This is a genomic window from uncultured Tateyamaria sp., from assembly GCF_947504105.1.
Classification (GTDB): Bacteria; Pseudomonadota; Alphaproteobacteria; order Rhodobacterales; family Rhodobacteraceae; genus Tateyamaria.
This window is the reverse complement of record NZ_CANNGP010000017.1, coordinates 19,966-38,922: the sequence shown is the minus strand read 5'-3', so window position 1 is coordinate 38,922 and position 18,957 is coordinate 19,966. Positions and strand designations below refer to the sequence as shown.

The window sequence follows — 18,957 nt, the reverse complement described above, 5'->3', positions numbered from 1 at the left end:
TGTAAGGCGGACGTGTCGTCCGCCAAAGGCAGCACGCAATGACAGCCGAAAGCTGGCACAACGCGGCCCTCGCCCTGCGCCTCCTGGCCCTCGACCCCGCAGGCCTTGGCGGCGCAGTCATCCGCATGCGCGCCAGCCCCGACCGCGACGCGCTACTGGCAGGCTTCACCCCTTCCCTGCCCATCCGCAAAATGCCCGTCACCATCTCAGACGAACAACTCTTTGGCGGCATTGACTTAAGCGCCACGCTTTCATCTACACAAGTCATTGAAAATAAATATTTTTTCAGCATCCCTTGCATAGCTCAACTCCCTATGGCCGAACGCTGCCCGCCAGCCCTCGCAGCCAAACTCTCTCAACTCACGGATCAGTCTCTAACACAGGGCTTTTTGCTCCTGGACGAAGGGATCAAACCCGACGAACGCACCCCCGATCCCCTCGCCGATCGTTGCGCCTTCCACCTGTCACCAGAAGGGCGAAAACCATCTGTCCCCGCGGGGGCAACCCAATCTGTCCCCGCGGGGACAGCGGTAAAAACAGCCGACGCGATCTTACAGCTCACCCTGCTCGCCACCCGCTTCGGCATCGCATCCCTCAGGGCTCCCACCCTCGCCCTCCGCACCGCGCGCGCCCATGCGCACTACATGGGCCGAGAGCACCTCACAGACATCGACGTCGAGGTTGCCGCAACCCTCGTTTATCCGCACCGCGCAACCATGATCCCAGAGGACATAGAGGACCGGGAAAGCCCCCCTCCCCCACCTTCAAATGATGACTGTCCCCGCGGGGACAACCAGGAAAACGACGCATTCCCGGACACAGATATGCTGGTCGAAACCGTCAAATCCCTGCTCCCAGCAGACCTCCTAAACGGGCTTGTCCCCGCGGGGACAACCCGCACATCCGGCGGTGCAGGCGCGGGTCAAAAGCGCACCAGCAACCGCCGCGGCCGCCCCCTACCCTCGCGTCCCGGACGGCTCGACGGCACCTCTCGTATCGACCTGATCGCCACGCTGCGCGCCGCCGCCCCGTGGCAACCCCTCCGCCGCCAACAGCAGCCGAACCGCTCCGGCCTCCTCATCCGCCCGTCCGACATCCGCCTCAAACGCTACGCCGAACAATCCGACCGCCTCCTGATCTTCACCGTCGACGCTTCCGGCTCGGCCGCCGTGTCCAGACTGGGCGAGGCCAAGGGCGCCATCGAACTCCTGCTCGCAGATGCCTATGCCAGCCGCGACCATGTCGCGCTCATCTCATTCAGGGGTACCGAGGCTGAAACCCTGCTGCCCCCCACCCGTTTCCTGGTCCAGACCAAACGGCGGCTCTCTGCCCTGCCCGGCGGAGGCGGCACACCTCTCGCGTCCGGGCTGCAACACGCCCTCCTGCTCGCGCAGCAAAGCGTTGCCAGGGGACTGACACCGACCATCATTCTGATCACCGACGGACGCGCAAATATCACGCTCGACGGCCAAGCAAACCGGGCGCAGGCCGCGCAAGACGCCACCGCGATGGCGTCGGCATTGCGCAGCTCGGGAACGGCCGCGCTGGTCATTGATATGTCCAACCGTCCCCAACCTGCCTTGCAGGACTTGAGCCGCTCGCTGGACGCATCTTACGTTGCCTTGCCCCGCGCAGATGCGCAGCGTTTAAACAATGCGGTAAACGCCGCCTTGGATGGCTAGAACATGGACTGGGCGCACATCCTTACATGGCCCAACTCCGATCTGTCCCGGCGGGGACAAGGACCCGTGCATCGTTGGCATATTCAGGAAAGCGGCGTCGGCAAAACGGTGTTGATGCTGCATGGCGCTGGCGGGTCGACGCACTCCTACCGAGCCCTCATTCCAGCGCTCGCACAGAACCACCACGTGGTCGCATTGGACCTGCCGGGACAAGGGTTCACACAGCTTGGCGCGCGGCATCGTTGCGGGCTTGATCGGATGGCCAAAGACATTGGCAAGCTGTGCGCCCAAGAGGGATGGACTCCGGACGCAATCATCGGCCATTCAGCAGGGGCAGCCATTGCCCTGCGACTGGCTGAAAACGATCTGTCCCCGCGGGGACACGCACCACTGGTGATCGGGATCAACGCCGCCTTGGCGCAGTTCAAGGGGCTGGCCGGATTTCTATTTCCAGTGATGGCCAAGGCATTGGCGGTACTGCCGTTCACCGCGTCTCTGTTCTCTGGCGCGTCGTCTAATCCCGAACGGATCAAGACTCTCATTGGCTCAACAGGCTCTGATCTGGATGCTGAGGGGCTGGATCTCTATCGCCGCTTGGTCGGTGATAGAAACCATGTCGACGGCACGCTTTTGATGATGGCGCAATGGGCGTTGGACCCGCTTCTTTCCCGACTGCCGGACCATCCATCTACCGTCCATTTCATCGTCGGTGAAAAAGATACAACCGTGCCGCCAGACGTGTCGGAGAAAGCCGCATCTCGGATGCGCAATGCCACACTGCATCACTTTGCGGAACTGGGTCATCTGGCGCACGAGGAAGACCCCGAAAGCTTTGTGAGATTGATCACCGATATCATCACAAAAGAACTGGATTAGCGGCATCTGTCCCCGCGGGGACAGATTACAGATCGAGTTGGTCAAGCAATGCCCGAACCGCCGCCTCAAGCTTGCGCGGATCCACTGAACCGAAGTCGCGGTTCATCTGCAATTCAATCTTGCCCTTGGCCCCAATGACCTTCACCGCACCAGCCTTGCGGTTCAGCTTGATCGTGGTCTTGGAGGAGGTCGAGGGGGCAGCTTGCTCACTGACCGGTTTGGGGGCCACAACCTTGTTCAACACTGCCAACTCAGCCACCGCATCATTGGGCTTTTGATGCTCCAACAGGACGTTGAGTTGCTGTGCGGTGCGCGGTTGTTCTTCCAGCGCCTTGATCAGCTTCAGACCAAGGGCGCGGGGGATCGCTTCGGGGAACTGAAGGCGGGATCCCAGTTTGTCCATCAAGAGACTGAAACTGCCTATGTAGTGACGCTTTTGTCGTCCGGCAGAGGCAAAAAGAACGGCGATAGCATCGTTCAATTCCAGATCCATCTGGCGGGCATAGCTGGCGGCAAGCTGGCCCATTTCGGCGAACGAGATGTCACGTCGCACCATGTTTTCATCGACCATGCGGCGGTAGAGTTTTTCGAGCGCCTCGCCCTTGGCCACGAGGACGGCGGGGATGGAGGCATATTTGTCGTCTCCTGTTTCCTCGTAGAGAGATCTATAGGCGCTGAGACGGCGGAAGCCCTGGATCAGTTCGTAACCGTCGCCGGTGTCTTCGACCTGGATTGGGTTCGACAGGCCGAGATCGCGGATGGAGGTTTTGAGTTCTTCTAGGTCCGGGTCGCGGTTCGTGCTGCGGTCGCGGGTCAGCTTTTGCATCGCCACGTCCCCGAGGGGAACGCGCGCCACAATCGCTCCATCCCTTTTTAGAGACACATATTCGTGGGCGAGACGGTCATTCTCGGCACGGATTTCAGCCTCTGCCGTGTGGCGTTCACTGAGCGCCGTAGCGTTCTCAGAAATGGCCGCAGCCATAGGTCCACGGCGCGTCGGTTCCTCGGCTGGGGCAGGGACCTCTGCCGCCTCTTCGGGCTCGAAGTCGATGTCGAATACGCGGCGTTTGCTCATGCCTCATCCTCCAATTGGTCCCAGGCTGTTCCCAGGTTCGTTTTGAATTCTTCATAGGCCCGGTCAAACGAGGCGCGGGCGCGCCGCCAAGTTTCGCGGGTCATGTCGCGGTAGTCCATTTCGTAGATACTGCTCAGGAACCGCCCGGATTGTTCGACAGCGCGGGTCATTTCGATCGGGTGTTCGCAGACGCGATCGCCGAAGACTTTCTGGAACGCGCCCTGCATGGCGCGATGGAGTTCGTTGCCCGGTTCATAGCGGGTGAGCAGGAAGCGCAGGTCGAGGAAGGTCTTGGGCAGGGTCATTGTCCCCGCGGGGACAAGGCCGTTGAAGCGGCTGAGATCTTCGAGCGCTTCAGAAAGCTGGCCGATGAAAGACGTGGTTGAGTCGTATTCCCAGTAGCCGGGGCCGGAGGGGATATAGAGCACGTCAGCCGCGAAGACCGCGTTCATGGACTGGTAGCCGATGGCGGGCGGACAGTCGAAGAGGATGAGGTCATAGGTGTCGGGCGCGATCTGGTCGAGGAAGCGCGAGACGGCGGCGAAGAAGGACCATTCGGGGTTGATGTGGCGATATTGGGCGGAGGCAAATTCGACAAAGGCGGCGTTGGCGCAACTTGGCACGATATCGATTGTGGGCCAGTTCGTGGGCTTGATGAAGTCCGACGCGCGCAGGTCGTTCAGCCCCATGTCGGTGATGGCGGCGGGCAGTTTGCGCTGGGGCAGGGCGGTGCCGGATTCCGCGCCACGCAGGGCCGAGTTCATGCGATCGGTTTCGTGCCCCAGATCGCGGGCCATGATGCCCCAGACGGTGTATTCCTCGGCCACGTCGCTGAGGCCCATGGAGTGGCTGAGCGTGGCTTGTGGGTCGAAGTCGACGCAGAGCACGCGGTAGCCGTCGAGAGCGGCGGCGTGGGCGAAGTGGAGGGCTGTTGTGGACTTGCCCGCGCCCCCTTTGAAATTGGCGATGGCGGCCCGGATGGCGCGCTTGTTCGCAGGACGGTGGGGCATGAGCGATTTGCGGTTCACCTTGATGCGACGGCGCAACTCGTTGATTTCGTCGAGCGTGTACCAGCGCTGGCGACCGTCTTCTTCGACGATGCCTTGGGGCAGGGAGGGGTCGGCGCCGAGGCGGCCGCGCAGGGTACTCTGGTTGGCTTTGAAAATGAGTTCCGCCACCTCCCAGCTTGAGAAGCGGCGAAGCGTTTTTTCGTTCTCGGGAGAGTAGGTTTGCTGGCGGATGAAGCCCTGCATTTTGAGGGATTGCGCCTGGAGTTGGGCGAGGTCTGTGTGCGTGAACATGCGCTGCCTGTACGTTTGTCCCCGCGGGGACAGGTGGTTTTTTGGCCCCGTGGGGACGCTAATTCTGCTCATTTCCAGATTTACGCTGATTTTGCGGAAAAAGCAAAAGGGGAATATGGTTGTCCCCGCGGGGACAGATCGGGCGTTGCGTCATGGAAGCCGGGGCAATCGTTGTGATTCTGTGATGGACCCGCCCCTCGTGTTGACCGACCAGATTTGGGGGGACAGTTTTTGCCTTCCGCCATCTATTGGGTGACAAAAGGGCTGGAATAGGGGACAAACTGTATGTCCCCCAATACCATATAAACCTGCTTTTCTTTTGAAATTGGTTTCGGTCTGAGAGGTTATCCACATCCACCCTTGACAGAATCGCAGCTTCGGACGCAAATCAGGGGCAGAGACGGAAAAGCGGCCAGAACCGCGGGGAAACCCACCGTTGGCAGGTGTTGTTCGGGGCAGCCCGGACCATTCAAAGAAAATGAGGGCAGTGATGCAAACGCTGAGGCCAGTGGGCCGGGGCGCGTCTGCGCGCAAATACGATATTCTGACAGCCTTGGGTGCGTTCGCGTTGGCGCAGGGCAAGCATGAGCAGCGGCGCGTTCTGCGGCTGATGACACTGATCACGGCGCGCTACAACTGGGCGCGGGACGAGCTGGCCGTGGGCCAGCGCGAGATTGCGCGACTGTGGTCCGTGGATGAGCGGACGGTGAAGCGCGAGATGGCGTTGCTGCGGGCGCGGGGCTGGTTGGTCGTGAAGCGGCAGGGTGCGCGGGGCCGTGTGTCCGAGCATGGGTTGGATCTGGAGCGTGTGCTGGTTGATACGGAAGCGTATTGGGTGGCCGTGGGGCCAGATTTTGAGTTGCGTATGGGGGCTGCGGAGGAGGAGGCGCCGAAAGTGGTGCCTTTGCCCGTGAAAGGGGCCGTGGTTGCCCCGGATGTGTCGAAGGGGACGGAGTGGTCCTTGGCCCAGGCGGTTCTGCATGCTGAGGATGCTGGCGTGTACGCGTCGTGGATTGCGGGGCTGGAGCGGGTTGAGCGGGCAGGGGGGCGGTTGACCCTGCGGGCGCCGTCGCGCTTTCACGGGGCCTATGTGCAGACGCATCTGGAGCGGCGCGTGCTGGCGGCGTGTCGCGAAGTGGATGGCGATGTGAGCGAGGTGCGGGTGATCGTATGACGTTTTTAGAATGTATCCGTGAAACGGCTGCTTGGCCCTTCGTGATTTTCCTGTTTGGGGTATTGGTTAGATCGTTTCTGGTCTTGCGCGGTAAACACTTGAGTGCCTTCGAAATGCTTCGCGTGTTTCTGGGGTTCTCACCCGAACAATCCGCAAAGCCTACTCTGGAATTGTGGGTAAGCATGACGTCTGCATTTTTGGCTGCTGCACTTTGGGTTCTTCTGACTAACAAGTGTATTGGTGCATGATTGAAATGTTGGAGCATCTGCGGCTGATGGCGCGGTACAATGCGTGGCAGAACGGGTCGCTTGTGGCGGCAGCGAACACGTTGAGTGATGCGGAGCGGTGGCAGGATTGGGGGGGCTTTTTTTGGCTCTATTGCGGCCACTTTCAATCATTTGCTGTGGGATGATGCGCTGTGGTTGGCCCGCTTTGCCGGGGATGTGCGGCCTGAGCTGAGCGTACCTGTGTCTTTGGAGGCGCCGCGAGATTGGGACGCGTTCAAAGGATTGCGCGTGGAGCGGGATGCGGAAGTGACGGCTTGGGCCGAAGGTCTTGCATCATCCGATTTGGAAGGTGTGGTCGCGTGGTATCCTGGGGGAGGGGACACGCGTGTTGAGAAACCGGCGGCGGTGTGTTTTGCGCATCTGTTCAATCACCAGACGCATCACCGTGGACAGATACACGGGATGTTGACGGCGGCAGGCGCGTGGCCTGAGCCGACGGATTTGCCGATGTTGGGGTAGGGTGGGGCGCATCGTGATGCGCTTCAAGGCTTAGGCTTTGTCCTGGTTAAATAGGGTGCTCAAAGGTCGGGTATGCGGGACGAAGCGGCCATAACCTGTTGACGAATGAACGTCTGCTTTAGAGGCATGTCGTTGATCGCCAGTTGAAGATTAGAGACAGGCTGCCGCAGCCGACTTCACTTCTTCTTCGAAGGTTTCGTGTGGAACAATCGCCGTTGCGTCAAAAGTAGCGAGAAATCGAACTTCTTCGATCTCGGAAAAAATAGCCGGAAAACGTATGTATCCATTCTTGTAGCCACTTTCATGCAAGAAGGTTTTGGCATGGACGCCTGGCAGTGTGTTTAGTCGATCAATCCACGCATTTTCGTCGATTGTATCGGCAGTCATTAAAGCCGCGTCATAGGGCTTAAGTTCCGGGGAAACATTTGGTGAAGCGCCCGTCAGCCCTACCGCTTTCTTTGGATTGTTGGCTATCCAAGTTCGTACATCGCGCATGATTTCTAAAGTTTCCGGCATCTTATACTTCTCTGCTACCTTCATAGCCCAACCAAGAAATCGTTCTGGATCACCGCCATGGTAGTGCCGGGCATTGCCAATGAACTGGCTGTGGCCACCGTTGCGAACGTTTCCGAGATAGTAGCCCAGCAGGAATGCCGCCCGCAGATCGGGGTTCAAGTTGTCCCATGATACACCAGCGTCTAGTAGTATACGCATTTGCCAATTGAATAGATAGGATGGCAGCTTGCTACCTTCCTTTGCCGCAGAGGTCAGGAAAAGAGGTATGGCCTTGGTTACGGGTGTGTGAGTAGTGGGCATTAGCTAAGTTCCAAATCTTTCGGTGTCAGGGTTCCATGTAGCGTGGCTGACACGTCGTGAAAACAGACGTTCATCCGCAGCGCAGCATCGATCGCTTCGGGCTCACACCCGACATCCGGCTCCATTCAAAGAATTACAGGCTCTTGCAAAGGTATTCTCCATAACCGCGACTTAAACCCAATACGCGCGTCAGGTGGGTGCGTCGTCCCGCAGCCATTGGAAGACCCATGTTTCCGAGAGCCGTTGGGTGTCATCGGCGACATGGGCGGTGAGTTCGATCAGGTCGTGATCCTGCCCGTCGATGTCGATGAACAGGCGCCATGTTGGCACGGCGGCGTCTGTGACCTTGTGCAGGACCATGCCTTCGATCTCTCCGGCGGAGTGAGTGATGATCGGGGTCACGTCAGCGTCTTCGGGCATGGACCCGAGTGCGCCTCCCTGAAAATCCACCACGAATTTTCGCAGGTTCGGGTTGTCCAGCGGAACGCCCGACGGGCCGCCGATGCCTGCGAGCGTGCCCTGCACCCATGCAAGGTCACCTGAGGGGGGCAGGTCGCCCCAGTGCATACGGTAGCTGTACGTGCGGCTCTCGCCCGCTTGCGGGGCGGTTTGGGGCACCCAGAAGGCAACGATGTTGTCGTCGATCTCAAGCTCAGCCGGGATTTCCACCAGGCGCACGGTGCCCGGTCCCCAATCGTTCTGGGGCTCGATCATCACGGAGGGGCGGTCGTGGTAGCGCGCGCCTGCGTCCTGGTAGTCCTCATAGGTGCGGTCGCGCTGGATCAGGCCGAACTGGGCCATGTTCGGTTCGTTGAAATAGGAGCTGGACACGCGGGGCGGGTTGTTGAGCGGGCGCATGATCACGTTGCCGTCCTTGCGGATGATCTTGAGCGCTTCGCTGTCGTGCACCTGTCGGCGGAAGTCGTCGAAATCCCGTTCAGAGTGTTCGGCGAAGTAGAACATCGAGGTGAGCGGGCCAAGGCCGAGTTGCGGGACCGCTTCGCGGAAGAACAGCGTTGCTTCGACGTCCATGGTGGTGTCGTCGCCGGGTGTGATCGTGAACTTGTAGGCCCCGGTGACCGAGGCGCTGTCGAGGGCTGCGTAGACTGTCAGCGCCATGTCCGTCGCCTTGGGCTTTTCCAGCCAGAATTCGGAGAAGCGGGGGAATTCTTCGGGACCGTTCAGCCATGTGTTGATGGCGAGGCCGCGGGCCGAGAGGCCGTAGCTGTTGCCGCGGCCCAGGGCGCGGAAATAGCTGGCGCCGAGGAAGGTGACCACTTCGTCAAACTTGTCCGGCATGTTCAGCGGATGCGTCAGTTTGAGGCCTGCGATGCCCGGCAGTTCGGCGTTTTCCGGTACGCGGGCGCCAACGTCGTTGCGGTATTCGAAATCGTCTGTCGAGAAGGTGATGGGGTAGGATTTGCCGGTGTGTACCTCGTGGATCTGCACCGGGTCCTGGAACAGCCAGCCGGGGTGGAACGGCGACACGTGGAAGGGCAGGGGGGTGTCCGACCACTTCGCGGCGTTCGGCCGGAAGTAGATGTTGCGGTAGTCGTCGTAGGTCAGATCCTGAAGGAACGTATCGAGCGGCTGCGGGGGCGTGTCAGGTGCCCAGGAGCGGGATTCCATCCGGGCCTTGAGCCACTCGAACGAGAATGGTTGCCCGAGGTCGCGTGCCAGCACGTTTTTGGGCAGGGCCGCACTGGCCAGAAGCATGGCAAGGGCGCTGCGGCGCGTCATGGGGGCTGTGAGGGCCATGGTTGTCCTTCGGTGCGGTGATGCCATGCAGCGACAGATGCAAAGACCGTGCGGTGGCGTCCAGCCTTTTGCGGTCACTTTTGCCTGCAAGCGTTTCACATCGGCGACATTGCACGCTGTGTCGGCGGGAATGCGCCACACATGCGAAAGGCCGCCGGGGGATCCGACGGCCTTTGTTGGTTGTATCGTGGTCGGGCTTAGCTGCCGCCGTCGGCTTGCAGCGATACCAGGTAGGCGTAGAGGTTCACGGCGTCCTCTTCCTTGCGGACCTTGTAGGTCATCTTGCTGCGACCCTTGTCGCCGGTGACCTCACGCAAGTAGGCCGTAGGGTCCTGGGCGTAGGCCACGAACACTTCCTCGGTGATCACGAGGTCTTCCATGCTGGCGGCGAGCTGGTTGATGTCGGAGTAGCGGAAGCCTTCGACCATACCGAACTGGCCGCCTGCGATCCCGTAGAGGTTCGGGCCGGTTTTGGCGTTGCGGCCTGCGAGTGTATCGCCGGCCTCGTTCTGGACGACGTGGCACGAGATGCATTGGCGGAATGCCTTTTCCCCTTCGGCGGCGTCGCCGGAGGCTGCGTGGCCGTCTGCAAATGCGGGCACGGCCAGCGTGGCGGTTGTGGCTGCGATGGCAAGTGTGCGGAACATGTGAATCTCCTTCCAAAGTTCTTCGCAAGAACGTAGCGGCTTCGTGATCAAGTCAACAGTAACTTTGACTTGATCCGCGGATCGGCGGGAAATGTAGGCGGCTTTTCCCCTATCACGCGACGGCGTGGGCAATAGCGCACTGTTTCCATAGGTCTTTTAGCGCCATGACGAGGTGTTCGATATCATCCGTGCTGTGCAGGGGGGAGGGTGTGAATCGCAGCCGTTCTGTGCCCTTGGGCACGGTGGGGTAATTGATCGGCTGTACGTAGATCCCGTAGCGCTGCATCAGGTAGTCCGACAGCATCCGGCATTTCACCGGATCCTTGATCATCACCGGGATGATGTGGCTGGGGTTGTCCATATGGGGGATCCCCTCCTGGTCCAGCCGCTTGCGCAGGTAGGCGACGCGCTGGCGTTGGGCGATCCGTTCCTGATCCGATTGCTTGAGGTGCCGGATGGACGTGCGGGCCGCTGCTGCAACGGCCGGGGGCAGGGCGGTTGTGAAGATGAACCCGCTTGAGAACGAGCGGATGAAGTCGCACATCGCATCTGAGCCGGTGATGTAGCCGCCCACCACGCCGTAGGCTTTGCCGAGTGTCCCTTCGATCAGGGTGATGCGGTCGGCCAGCCCTTCCTGTTCCGAGATGCCGCCGCCGCGCGGGCCGTAGAGGCCCACGGCGTGCACTTCGTCGAGATAGGTCATTGCGCCATGTTTTTCGGCCACTTCGACGATTTCCTGCATGGGGCAGATGTCGCCATCCATCGAGTAGACGGATTCGAAGGCCACGATCTTGGGCGCGTTGGCGGGGAGGGAGGCCAGTTTGCGGTCGAGGTCTTCGGGGTCGTTGTGCTTCCAGATCAACTTGTTGGCCCGTGAGTGGCGGATGCCTTCGATCATGGAGGCGTGGTTGAGTTCGTCCGACAGGATCACGGCGTCGGGCAGGCGGCTGCCCAGTGTCGAGAGGGCGGCCCAATTTGACACGTAGCCCGAGGTGAACAGGAGTGCGCTTTCCTTGCCGTGCAGGTCAGCCAGTTCCGCTTCGAGCAGCTTGTGGGCGTGGTTCGTGCCCGAGATGTTGCGCGTGCCCCCTGCGCCTGCGCCGTAGAGGTCCACCGCGTCTTTCATCGCCTTGGTGACGCTTTCGTGCTGACCCATGCCGAGGTAGTCGTTCGAACACCACACCGTCACTTCATCGGGGGCTTCGGGGTCGTGGCACTTGGCCTTGGGGAAGGCCCCGGCCTGTCGTTCCAGTTCCGCGAATATGCGGTAGTTGCCCTCGTCCTTCAGCGCGTCGATTTGGCTTTGGAACAATACATCAAAGTCCATGATGTCCCCCTTGTGGTGTCGAGTTCTTGGTTGGTTTGGGCGCAGGCAGCATCCAGCGCCAGAGCCGTTCGTCGGGGATGGGTAGGACCATCACCCAGTGTTCGAGGGCCGCGAGGGCCGTGAGTGCTGTCAGCAGGGCAAAGCCCGTGACTGCGCCGGTGGTTTCGGCTGCATAGAGCCGTTCGAGCCAGCAGGCGGCGGCGAATGTCAGGGCCGTGACCGAGATCGGGAAAAGCCAGTTCATGCCTGCCGTGCGGAAGTGGCTGGGCAGATGGCTGAGAGCTTCGGGCAGAAAGTCCACGTGGATGCGGGGCACGCCGAGAAACAGGTTCAGCTTGGCCGAGACGCGGGCGAAGAAGAGCACCGCGAAGGTGTAGAAGGCGAACGGATTGGGCGCGTGCCAGAGGGTGAGGCCCAGAAGGATCAGGGCGGCTGTCAGCAGCATCTCGTGATAAGCAATGGTGCCCCAGGCGCGGATGAACCGTTCCCATTCGGCCTTGTGCGGGGGCAGGGGCATGCGGTTAGGGCCGGTGATGACGCCCGTGAGGAAGGCCAGTTCGATCCAGCCCCAGAGAGCGAGGGCCGAGAGGAACGCGACATAGGTGCCGAGGATGTCCGTCTGCGTCATGGACCAATAGGTGCCGTAAGCGCCCAAGATCATGAGGGGCAGGGCGGCGAATGTCGTGGCGCGCCGCGCCCTTTCGCCGGAACGGTCGGCGTATTTGACCGCCATCAGGATGGTGCCGGTGGAGAACCACCAGATGAACAGGGCGATGAGGGCGGCGATCCAGGGGGTCATTCACGTGCCCCCGACATGCTGAGGGCTGCGCCCGAGCCTGGGTGGGCGCACCCGGTAATAGTGCGGTGTGAGGCGTCGGATTTCCGTAGAACCTGGGTTCGCTGCATGACATTGCCCATGCGCCCTCCCGGGGGGAGGGTCGGGCGCGGCCCGGCTTGAAGCCGGGCGCAACAGTTCCACCGGAACGCCGTCTTATGTCGACCGACGTGGTTCAATACGCTGGCTCCAAGCGGGTTGACGCAGGCACAACGTGCTTTTTCGCCGGGATCGTGTAGAGCGCCACGAAGGCCGCTGCGGCCCGCAACTGTGCGCCGATCTTTTTCAGCCCTTTCGCCTCGGCCATGTCGACATTGGCCTTTTGCAGCTTCTCCAACTGGCGCTGCCAGCGGGGGTGGTCGATGTCGAGCGTGATGGGGAAGATCTGTTCGCTGAGTTTCGAGGTCTTGGTGAACACCTCGTGTGCGTACCAGTCGGGATCGACGCCGAGGGCCTTGTGGAAGGCCGGGCGCTGGTGATCGCGCACGTACATCGTGCCGTAGACCGCTGTGAGGAAGAACTTGATCCAGTAGACATTCAGTCCGCGTGTCAGTTTCGGGTCCGTCTTCATCAGCAGGGCAAAGGCTTCGCCATGAGAGAACTCGTCATTGCACCACTCTTCGAACCATTTGAAGATCGGGTGGAAGCGGTGTTCGGGGTTGGCCTGCAGGTGCCGGAAGATGGTGATGTAACGGGCGTAGCCGATCTTTTCCGATAGATAAGTGGCGTAGTAGATGAACTTGGGTCGGAAGTAGGTGTATTTCTTCTTCTGTGTGAGGAACCCGAGGTTCACGCGCAAGCCAGCCTCACGCAGGGCATCATTGATGAAGCCCGCGTGCCGCGCCTCGTCCCGTGCCATGAGTTGGAACAGCTGGGTAATGTCCTCGTTGTTGCCGCGCCGCTTCATCTCTTTGTAGAGCACGCAGCCCGAAAACTCGGCTGTGCAGGAGCTGATCAAGAAGTCGATGAATTCCTTTTTCAGCTCTGGCTCCATCCCGTCCCAATCGACGGTGTCCCAGTCTTCGTTTTTCTTGAAGTGGCCCTTGTTCGGGTCGGATTCCATTTGCGCGATCAGCTTGTCCCAATCTTCGCGCACCGGGGACACGTCGATTGCGTCCATTTCGTCAAAGTCGGTGGTGTAGAAGCGCGGCGTTAGCAGGGTGTTCTGCATGGCCGTCTCTGTCGCAAATTCGGACGTGAATTGTTCGTCCTGGGCCTGGGCGATGGCCAGCCCTTCTTCGACCGACGTGGCGTCGGCGGTGTGTTTGTCAGCGTTCTGGACATTCATAGCGTCACCTCTTCGGAGAAGGAGAATTCGCAGAGTTCCATGACTTCGAGATCGCCCGTCAGGCGGGTCCAGAGCCGTTCAAGGCCCGAGGCGCGGACAATCACGGCCTCGCGGTCTTCGGTGACGATTTCACCGAAGGGGGCCATGATTTCGGGGCCCTGCACCTGCACCTCGTCGCCCGGATAGATCACGGCGCCGTTGTTGAACCGCACATGCGCGTGCAGGCTTTCGAACTTGTGGCTGATTTCGACCGTGCACGGGGCACGTTCAATGTCCTTTGTCAGTAGTCCCATGAGGTGGCTTCCTTTCTGGGTCAGGGTTTGCTCAGCAACCTGGCGAAGGTGCGGAGGTTGTCGGCGCCAAAGCCCATCAGCTCGGCGCTCCAGTTGGTTTCGGGGTCGTAGAGGGAGAGGCGGTTGCCGTCGCGCAGGCGCAGCAGCACCGGGGCGGCGGGGTCTGCACCGATCTTGCCCCGTTCGCGCGCGATCACGCGTTCGATGCCAGCGACAAAGCCGCCCTTGTCCGATGGGAAATCCGCCAGAACCGTGCCGTGTGCATCAAGCACGCGAGCGGCCCCCGACGCGTCGCCGGACAGGAAGATCGCGCGTTCCGCGATGATTTCTGTTTGCGGCGGTGTGCTTTCGAGAGGTCGATCCGTGAGGGTGGCAATTGTGACCAGTGAAAGGACAATGAGCAGCAGGGCGAGGACCGCGCGGATCAGGATGCGCGGGACAAGCTCGTCCTGCTTGGCGTGGATGCGGGGGCTGTCGGCGTGTGACATGGCGCTTACTCCGCCGCGACGGCGCCGCCGGGGGCAACGCGGGTGATTTGGGGTGTTGTGATCCGCGCTTCGGCCGCGTCGGCGAGGATGCGGGCCACGTTTTCGGCATCCGGAATGCAGCGCAGGGCGGGCTGCGTGCTGCCGAACCGCCAAGGCCGCGCATGGGGCCAGAGGACGAGGTAGCTGATTTTGGTCTGACCTGTGGTGTCGAGCGCGATGGTGCCCGTGCCGTTCTTGCGCAGATCAAGTGCCGCGTTGCCCAGTTCGCGATAGGGCAGGTTGATCGTGAGTGTAAGGGCCGCCCCGATCCGCATCGCGATCCGCGACGTGGTGATCGTGTACATCGTCGCCCGCGCCTGGATCAGCGCGATGGCATAGAGCAGGCCGCAAACCACCAGCCCGAGGATTGCTACAGGTAAGGTTGCCCCGATCGCTTGTCCGATCGGCAACAGGTCGACGACCGATATTAACCGCCATGCGGCGAGGATGGCGAAGTAGCCGATGATCCAGTTCAGGTTCAGTGCCTCGCGGGCGAGCGCGAGGGTGCTGGGCTTGCCTTGCCACAGGATCTGTTCGCCCTCGGGCGGGCGTTCGGGGAGCCCTTCGATAGGCTCGACGGCGAAATCATCATGGGACATGGCGCACGTTCCCTTTTGGTTGCGAAGTGAGGTTGGCGTAACGGCTGGACCGCACTGCCCGTCGTTCTGCACACGCACGCGCCAGCCGCCGGGGTGCCCGGGGGCCTTGCCAGGATATGGCGCGCGCCTGTTGCATCAGAGCTTGGGCTCTTGCCGGCTGCTGTCGGCATAGAGGACACCGCCGCCGTAGTAGCCGCAGATCTTTTCCTCTTCGAGCATGGTCACCTGCGTGGCGCTTGCGTGCTGTGGCACGGTGGCAAAATGCTTGCCATAGAGCGTGCGCACGACGACCCGGTTGGATTTGATCCGCGCCAGAGTCAGCGGCACCAGTCGATTGCCCGTGCCCCATTTGGCGTCCAGCGTGTATTCTAGATAGCGGACAAGCTGCTCGGGCTCGTCGATCCACATGTCGACCACCTTGCCCACAACCTCGCCGTCCCCGGACATCAGTGGTAGCCCACGCGGGTCGCGGCCCGTGGCAAAGCGGAAGCTGTCATTGGCCGACATCGGGATGATCTTGGGGTGGCCGTGACCATCAAGCTCCGGCACATCGCGGCGGGGCGCCCAGCTGGCCGGACCAACGCCATCGAGCATCGGATCGCCCGTGGGCTCAAGCGGGTAACCGTTGCCGGGCCCGGTGCGCTTCATGGGAATATCGGCGCGTTCAGGCGTCTGGCCCGACGGGACAGTCACGGTGCCACGCCCGTGGGGCAGGTCAAAGCTTTTGTCTTCGGGCAGGGGGAATAGGCCGGAATTGGATGAGGCGTTGCCTTCGTCGTCTTCCAGTGGATAACCCTCGCGCATGTTCTCGCGTTGGATCCAGATGATCAGCCCGGCAAAGAAGATGTAGAACAACCAGAGCGCCAGCGACGCGAGGTCGAATTCGCCAAAGAATGTTGCGGTCATGACAGATGTCCTTTCCTGGAGAAGGTCATGTGGGGAAATCCGCGAGGCCCAGGCGGCCCGCGTCCTTCCGTTCGGTGAGGGGACCCGAAGTGCGCACAAGCGGTCCCAGGATGACGAGAGTGACGAAGAGAAGGCCAATCTCTAGGTGATAGACGAAAGAGTATCCGGTGGTGGGTGTGGCGAGGCCTTCGCCCCAGGCCCCGGACATTGCGATGGCGCCGATCCAGTCGCGCAGCGTGCCGCCAAGTGCGATGGCAACGCCTGCCGCAGTAGCTTGGGCTGCGCCCCATGCGCCGAGGGCCAGGCCGCGCCCAGCGACCCCCTTGGCGGGCATGGCCATGGCGGCTGTGAGGGTTGAGACGGCAAAGAGCCCGCCACCGAAGCCGATCAGCGTGGCGCCTGCGTAAAACAGGAGGTTCGCTTGCATGGGGGCGGCGAAGATAACGAGGCTGAAGGCCCAGATGCCCGCGAGGATGCCTGCCCCGGCCAAACGGTAGGAGTTTGACCCTTTTGCAAGCCGACGACCCGCCCAGATGAAGCCCGTCAGCGCGCCTGCCGCCCAGAGCGCTGTCAGGATTGTCGTGGCCGACACCGACAGCCCGAGGATTTCGCCGCCATAGGGTTCGAGCAGCACGTCCTGCATGTTGAACGCCATGGTGCCGACAAAGACGCAGGCCAGAAGCCGTCCGGCTTTGCCGCCGGCGGCGTAATCTGTCCACGCCTCGCGGAACAGCGGGCGTGGGGCTTCGCGCTGTGCCCGGGTCATCGGGTTCACGCTTTCCTGTTTCCAAAGTGCGATGAAGGTGAGGACGGCGCCGACAACGGCGGAGCCCTGCACTACGCGGATCAGGGTCAAGCTACTGTAATTGTTCAGCAAACCACCAATGATGAGGGCGGAGATGCCCATGCCCACAAGGAACATGACATAAAGCATCGCCACGACACGGGGGCGGGTTTCGTCTGTCGCCCGGTCGCTGGCGAGGGCCAGTCCGGCGGTCTGGGTCATGTGGATACCAAGGCCCGTCATCAGGAAGGCGAGGCCCGCCAGCACTTCGCCCGCGAAGGGGATGTCGTGCACCGTGTCGCCCGACAGGACAAGCAGGGCAAAGGGCATGATGGCGAGGCCGCCGAACTGCCAGAGCGCGCCGAACCAGATATAGGGGATGCGTTTCCACCCGATGGCGGAGCTGTATGTGTCGGAGCGGAAGCCCAGCAGCGCCCGGAAGGGGGCCGAGAGCACGGGCAGCGCGATCATCACGGCTACGATCATGGCGGGCACCGACAATTCCACGATCATCACGCGGTTGAGTGTACCGAGCAGCATGACCGAGGCCATGCCGACCGACACCTGAAACAGCGACAGGCGCAGAAGCTGGCCCATCGGCAGGTCATCTGACGCCGCATCGGCAAAAGGCAGCGCCTTGAGCGAGAGATGCTTGAGCGCACTCATGGGCGCAGCTCCATCGCTTCGGAGATGTAGAAGCCGCTGGTGATCCGGTCGACCGGGCGCAGCATACGGCGGACGCCCGCGGATTTGGCAGCGCTCATGAGTTTCGGATGCGCGTGCGGGATCATCACGGGCGAGCGGTCTGAGCGAGGGAAGGCTTTTCCTGCGTACCACATCGCCATCAGCGCAGGTGTACGCGGCGCGACCGTGAAGACGATGGGGCCGCTCACGCGCGGCTCGAGTGCGGCAAGTGCCGCGCCGATGTCGGAGGCCGTGTAGTAAATCAGGCTGTCCATCGCGATGACCGCATCAAACTGGCCCAGTTTCGGGTCCAGCATATCGCCGGTATGGAAGGTCACCTGGCTTTGCAGATCATGGGGCAGGCGCAGTTGGGCGATATCGATCAGTTGGGGCGAGATATCGGCGGCGACCACGGTGGCACCCCGTTTCGCCAATTCGATGGTCGCCACGCCAGGCCCGCAGCCCGCATCAAGGATACGCGCACCGCGCAGGTCATCCGGCAAGCGGCTCAACATCCGGTCGCGCATCCGGTCCCGCCCCGCGCGCACGGTTTCCCGAATGCGGGACACGGGCGCGTCAGAGGTCAGACGCTCCCATGTCTTGGTCGCCGTGCGGTCGAAATAGTCTTCGACACGGGCGCGGGTTTGGTCATATGCGGGCATCAATCAAAGCCAAGCAGTTCAAAGATATCGCGGTCTTCCATGGGGGCGGGGGCCAGCCCCTCGGTCCCGTTCCAGAGGGTTTCGGCCAGGCGGATGTACTCGGCGCGGCAGCGCACGATGTCTTCCTCGTCGTCCATCTCGAACAGGGTCTTTTTCTTCAGGCGGCTGCGCCGAATGGCGTCCACATCGGGCATATGCGCGATGCGGTTGAAGCCGACGGTGTCGCAGTAGCGGTCCACCTCGTTTGTCTCGCGTGAGCGGTTGGCGATGCATCCTGCAAGGCGCACCTTGTAGTTCTTGGACTTCGCCTGAACCGCGGCGATGATGCGATTCATGGCATAGATGCTGTCGAAATCGTTGGCTGTCACGATCAACGCCCGGTCGGCATGTTGCAGCGGGGCGGCAAAGCCCCCACAGACCACGTCGCCCAGCACGTCAAAGATCACGACGTCAGTTTCTTCCAGCAGGTGGTGTTGCTTGAGCAGCTTGACGGTCTGGCCCACGACATAACCGCCGCAGCCCGTGCCAGCAGGGGGCCCACCGGCCTCGACGCATTTCACGCCATTGTAGCCTTCGGTCACAAAGTCCTCAGGCCGTAGCTCTTCAGGGTGGAAGTCGACCTCTTTGAGGATATCGATCACAGTTGGTTGCAGGTGTCCGGTCAGGGTAAAGGTGCTGTCATGCTTGGGGTCGCACCCGATCTGCAGCACACGCTTGCCCAGATTGGAAAAGGCGGCCGACAGGTTGGACGATGTGGTCGACTTGCCGATCCCGCCCTTGCCATAGACGGAAAAGACCTTGGCGCCAGTGATCTGCGCATCGGCGTCCTGGTGCACCTGTACCGATCCTTCGCCGTCTTGCCCGCGCAGGACGGGTGGGTTTCTGTCGAGTGGGCTCATGCGCCCCTCCTTTCGAATGGGGAAAGATCCCCTGCTTCATCTTGCGAAATAAACTTCCGCCGGAGGCTCCCGCGGTAT

General features: G+C 61.5%; 19 protein-coding genes. 4 read left to right on the top strand and 15 right to left on the bottom strand.

Annotation, left to right across the window (positions count from 1 at the left end):
- The first annotated feature begins 38 nt into the window (after positions 1 to 38).
- Both Q1A75_RS12015 and bchO read left to right on the top strand, forming a co-directional pair.
- Positions 39 to 1,682, top strand: a complete 1,644-nt coding sequence (locus tag Q1A75_RS12015; protein ID WP_299549693.1) for a magnesium chelatase subunit D — start codon at positions 39 to 41, stop codon at positions 1,680 to 1,682.
- A gap of 3 nt (positions 1,683 to 1,685) precedes the next feature.
- Positions 1,686 to 2,558 (top strand): alpha/beta fold hydrolase BchO, encoded by an 873-nt coding sequence (gene bchO, locus Q1A75_RS12010; protein WP_299549691.1) that lies wholly within the window; start codon positions 1,686 to 1,688, stop codon positions 2,556 to 2,558.
- A 25-nt stretch (positions 2,559 to 2,583) separates the two neighbouring features.
- On the opposite strand, the gene Q1A75_RS12005 is transcribed toward bchO, so the two are convergent.
- A complete protein-coding gene (locus tag Q1A75_RS12005; RefSeq protein ID WP_299549689.1) occupies positions 2,584 to 3,633 on the bottom strand; it encodes a ParB N-terminal domain-containing protein in 1,050 nt (349 codons plus the stop codon).
- Complete coding sequence (locus Q1A75_RS12000; protein WP_299549686.1) at positions 3,630 to 4,934, bottom strand: AAA family ATPase; 1,305 nt, start codon at positions 4,932 to 4,934, stop codon at positions 3,630 to 3,632. Before Q1A75_RS12000 ends, Q1A75_RS12005 begins: the two co-directional genes overlap by 4 nt.
- A gap of 490 nt (positions 4,935 to 5,424) precedes the next feature.
- On the opposite strand from Q1A75_RS12000, the gene Q1A75_RS11995 reads away from it, so the two are divergent.
- Both Q1A75_RS11995 and Q1A75_RS11990 read left to right on the top strand, forming a co-directional pair.
- Positions 5,425 to 6,108: a hypothetical protein gene (locus Q1A75_RS11995; RefSeq protein WP_299549683.1), complete on the top strand. Its 684-nt coding sequence runs from the start codon at positions 5,425 to 5,427 to the stop codon at positions 6,106 to 6,108.
- A 398-nt stretch (positions 6,109 to 6,506) separates the two neighbouring features.
- Positions 6,507 to 6,854 carry a DinB family protein gene (locus Q1A75_RS11990; RefSeq protein WP_299549680.1) on the top strand — a complete coding sequence of 116 codons (348 nt, stop codon included), beginning with the start codon at positions 6,507 to 6,509 and terminating at the stop codon, positions 6,852 to 6,854.
- 150 nt (positions 6,855 to 7,004) lie between these two features.
- Here the strand turns inward: Q1A75_RS11990 and Q1A75_RS11985 are convergent, their stop codons facing one another.
- The 13 genes from Q1A75_RS11985 to bchL form a co-directional block, all read right to left on the bottom strand.
- Positions 7,005 to 7,529 (bottom strand): hypothetical protein, encoded by a 525-nt coding sequence (locus Q1A75_RS11985; RefSeq protein WP_299208817.1) that lies wholly within the window; start codon positions 7,527 to 7,529, stop codon positions 7,005 to 7,007.
- Between the two features lie 330 nt (positions 7,530 to 7,859).
- Complete coding sequence (locus Q1A75_RS11980) at positions 7,860 to 9,428, bottom strand: glucan biosynthesis protein G (RefSeq protein ID WP_299549676.1); 1,569 nt, start codon at positions 9,426 to 9,428, stop codon at positions 7,860 to 7,862.
- Between the two features lie 197 nt (positions 9,429 to 9,625).
- Positions 9,626 to 10,075, bottom strand: a complete 450-nt coding sequence (locus tag Q1A75_RS11975; RefSeq protein WP_299549673.1) for a c-type cytochrome — start codon at positions 10,073 to 10,075, stop codon at positions 9,626 to 9,628.
- Positions 10,076 to 10,187: 112 nt separating this feature from the next.
- Positions 10,188 to 11,402 carry a 5-aminolevulinate synthase gene (gene hemA, locus Q1A75_RS11970; RefSeq protein ID WP_299549669.1) on the bottom strand — a complete coding sequence of 405 codons (1,215 nt, stop codon included), beginning with the start codon at positions 11,400 to 11,402 and terminating at the stop codon, positions 10,188 to 10,190.
- The gene (gene puhE / locus Q1A75_RS11965) at positions 11,392 to 12,201 is read right to left on the bottom strand and encodes a putative photosynthetic complex assembly protein PuhE (RefSeq protein WP_299549667.1); all 810 of its coding nucleotides are present in this window, start codon (positions 12,199 to 12,201) and stop codon (positions 11,392 to 11,394) included. Before puhE ends, hemA begins: the two co-directional genes overlap by 11 nt.
- Positions 12,202 to 12,412: 211 nt before the next feature.
- Complete coding sequence (gene acsF, locus Q1A75_RS11960; RefSeq protein ID WP_299549665.1) at positions 12,413 to 13,525, bottom strand: magnesium-protoporphyrin IX monomethyl ester (oxidative) cyclase; 1,113 nt, start codon at positions 13,523 to 13,525, stop codon at positions 12,413 to 12,415.
- Positions 13,522 to 13,818: a hypothetical protein gene (locus Q1A75_RS11955; protein ID WP_299209876.1), complete on the bottom strand. Its 297-nt coding sequence runs from the start codon at positions 13,816 to 13,818 to the stop codon at positions 13,522 to 13,524. Before Q1A75_RS11955 ends, acsF begins: the two co-directional genes overlap by 4 nt.
- Before the next feature lie 20 nt (positions 13,819 to 13,838).
- Positions 13,839 to 14,306: a photosynthetic complex assembly protein PuhC gene (gene puhC, locus Q1A75_RS11950; RefSeq protein ID WP_299549662.1), complete on the bottom strand. Its 468-nt coding sequence runs from the start codon at positions 14,304 to 14,306 to the stop codon at positions 13,839 to 13,841.
- Positions 14,307 to 14,311: 5 nt separating this feature from the next.
- Positions 14,312 to 14,944, bottom strand: a complete 633-nt coding sequence (puhB, locus tag Q1A75_RS11945) for a photosynthetic complex putative assembly protein PuhB (RefSeq protein WP_299549659.1) — start codon at positions 14,942 to 14,944, stop codon at positions 14,312 to 14,314.
- A 135-nt stretch (positions 14,945 to 15,079) separates the two neighbouring features.
- A complete protein-coding gene (gene puhA / locus Q1A75_RS11940; RefSeq protein WP_299549657.1) occupies positions 15,080 to 15,850 on the bottom strand; it encodes a photosynthetic reaction center subunit H in 771 nt (256 codons plus the stop codon).
- A 25-nt stretch (positions 15,851 to 15,875) separates the two neighbouring features.
- The gene (locus Q1A75_RS11935) at positions 15,876 to 17,300 is read right to left on the bottom strand and encodes a PucC family protein (RefSeq protein WP_299549654.1); all 1,425 of its coding nucleotides are present in this window, start codon (positions 17,298 to 17,300) and stop codon (positions 15,876 to 15,878) included.
- The gene (bchM, locus tag Q1A75_RS11930; RefSeq protein WP_299549651.1) at positions 17,297 to 17,980 is read right to left on the bottom strand and encodes a magnesium protoporphyrin IX methyltransferase; all 684 of its coding nucleotides are present in this window, start codon (positions 17,978 to 17,980) and stop codon (positions 17,297 to 17,299) included. Before bchM ends, Q1A75_RS11935 begins: the two co-directional genes overlap by 4 nt.
- The gene (gene bchL, locus Q1A75_RS11925) at positions 17,980 to 18,879 is read right to left on the bottom strand and encodes a ferredoxin:protochlorophyllide reductase (ATP-dependent) iron-sulfur ATP-binding protein (RefSeq protein ID WP_299549648.1); all 900 of its coding nucleotides are present in this window, start codon (positions 18,877 to 18,879) and stop codon (positions 17,980 to 17,982) included. The genes bchM and bchL overlap by 1 nt, the downstream gene beginning before the upstream one ends.
- Positions 18,880 to 18,957 lie beyond the last annotated feature (78 nt).

What these genes read in the sequence shown, in the direction of transcription:
- Q1A75_RS12015 (WP_299549693.1), top strand. Translation starts at nt 39, where the DNA reads ATGACAGCCGAAAGCTGGCACAACGCGGCCCTCGCCCTGCGCCTCCTG.
- bchO (WP_299549691.1), top strand. Translation starts at nt 1,686, where the DNA reads ATGGACTGGGCGCACATCCTTACATGGCCCAACTCCGATCTGTCCCGG.
- Q1A75_RS12005 (WP_299549689.1), bottom strand. Translation starts at nt 3,633, where the DNA reads ATGAGCAAACGCCGCGTATTCGACATCGACTTCGAGCCCGAAGAGGCG.
- Q1A75_RS12000 (WP_299549686.1), bottom strand. Translation starts at nt 4,934, where the DNA reads ATGTTCACGCACACAGACCTCGCCCAACTCCAGGCGCAATCCCTCAAA.
- Q1A75_RS11995 (WP_299549683.1), top strand. Translation starts at nt 5,425, where the DNA reads ATGCAAACGCTGAGGCCAGTGGGCCGGGGCGCGTCTGCGCGCAAATAC.
- Q1A75_RS11980 (WP_299549676.1), bottom strand. Translation starts at nt 9,428, where the DNA reads ATGGCCCTCACAGCCCCCATGACGCGCCGCAGCGCCCTTGCCATGCTT.
- Q1A75_RS11975 (WP_299549673.1), bottom strand. Translation starts at nt 10,075, where the DNA reads ATGTTCCGCACACTTGCCATCGCAGCCACAACCGCCACGCTGGCCGTG.
- hemA (WP_299549669.1), bottom strand. Translation starts at nt 11,402, where the DNA reads ATGGACTTTGATGTATTGTTCCAAAGCCAAATCGACGCGCTGAAGGAC.
- puhE (WP_299549667.1), bottom strand. Translation starts at nt 12,201, where the DNA reads ATGACCCCCTGGATCGCCGCCCTCATCGCCCTGTTCATCTGGTGGTTC.
- acsF (WP_299549665.1), bottom strand. Translation starts at nt 13,525, where the DNA reads ATGAATGTCCAGAACGCTGACAAACACACCGCCGACGCCACGTCGGTC.
- Q1A75_RS11955 (WP_299209876.1), bottom strand. Translation starts at nt 13,818, where the DNA reads ATGGGACTACTGACAAAGGACATTGAACGTGCCCCGTGCACGGTCGAA.
- puhC (WP_299549662.1), bottom strand. Translation starts at nt 14,306, where the DNA reads ATGTCACACGCCGACAGCCCCCGCATCCACGCCAAGCAGGACGAGCTT.
- puhB (WP_299549659.1), bottom strand. Translation starts at nt 14,944, where the DNA reads ATGTCCCATGATGATTTCGCCGTCGAGCCTATCGAAGGGCTCCCCGAA.
- puhA (WP_299549657.1), bottom strand. Translation starts at nt 15,850, where the DNA reads ATGACCGCAACATTCTTTGGCGAATTCGACCTCGCGTCGCTGGCGCTC.
- Q1A75_RS11935 (WP_299549654.1), bottom strand. Translation starts at nt 17,300, where the DNA reads ATGAGTGCGCTCAAGCATCTCTCGCTCAAGGCGCTGCCTTTTGCCGAT.
- bchM (WP_299549651.1), bottom strand. Translation starts at nt 17,980, where the DNA reads ATGCCCGCATATGACCAAACCCGCGCCCGTGTCGAAGACTATTTCGAC.
- bchL (WP_299549648.1), bottom strand. Translation starts at nt 18,879, where the DNA reads ATGAGCCCACTCGACAGAAACCCACCCGTCCTGCGCGGGCAAGACGGC.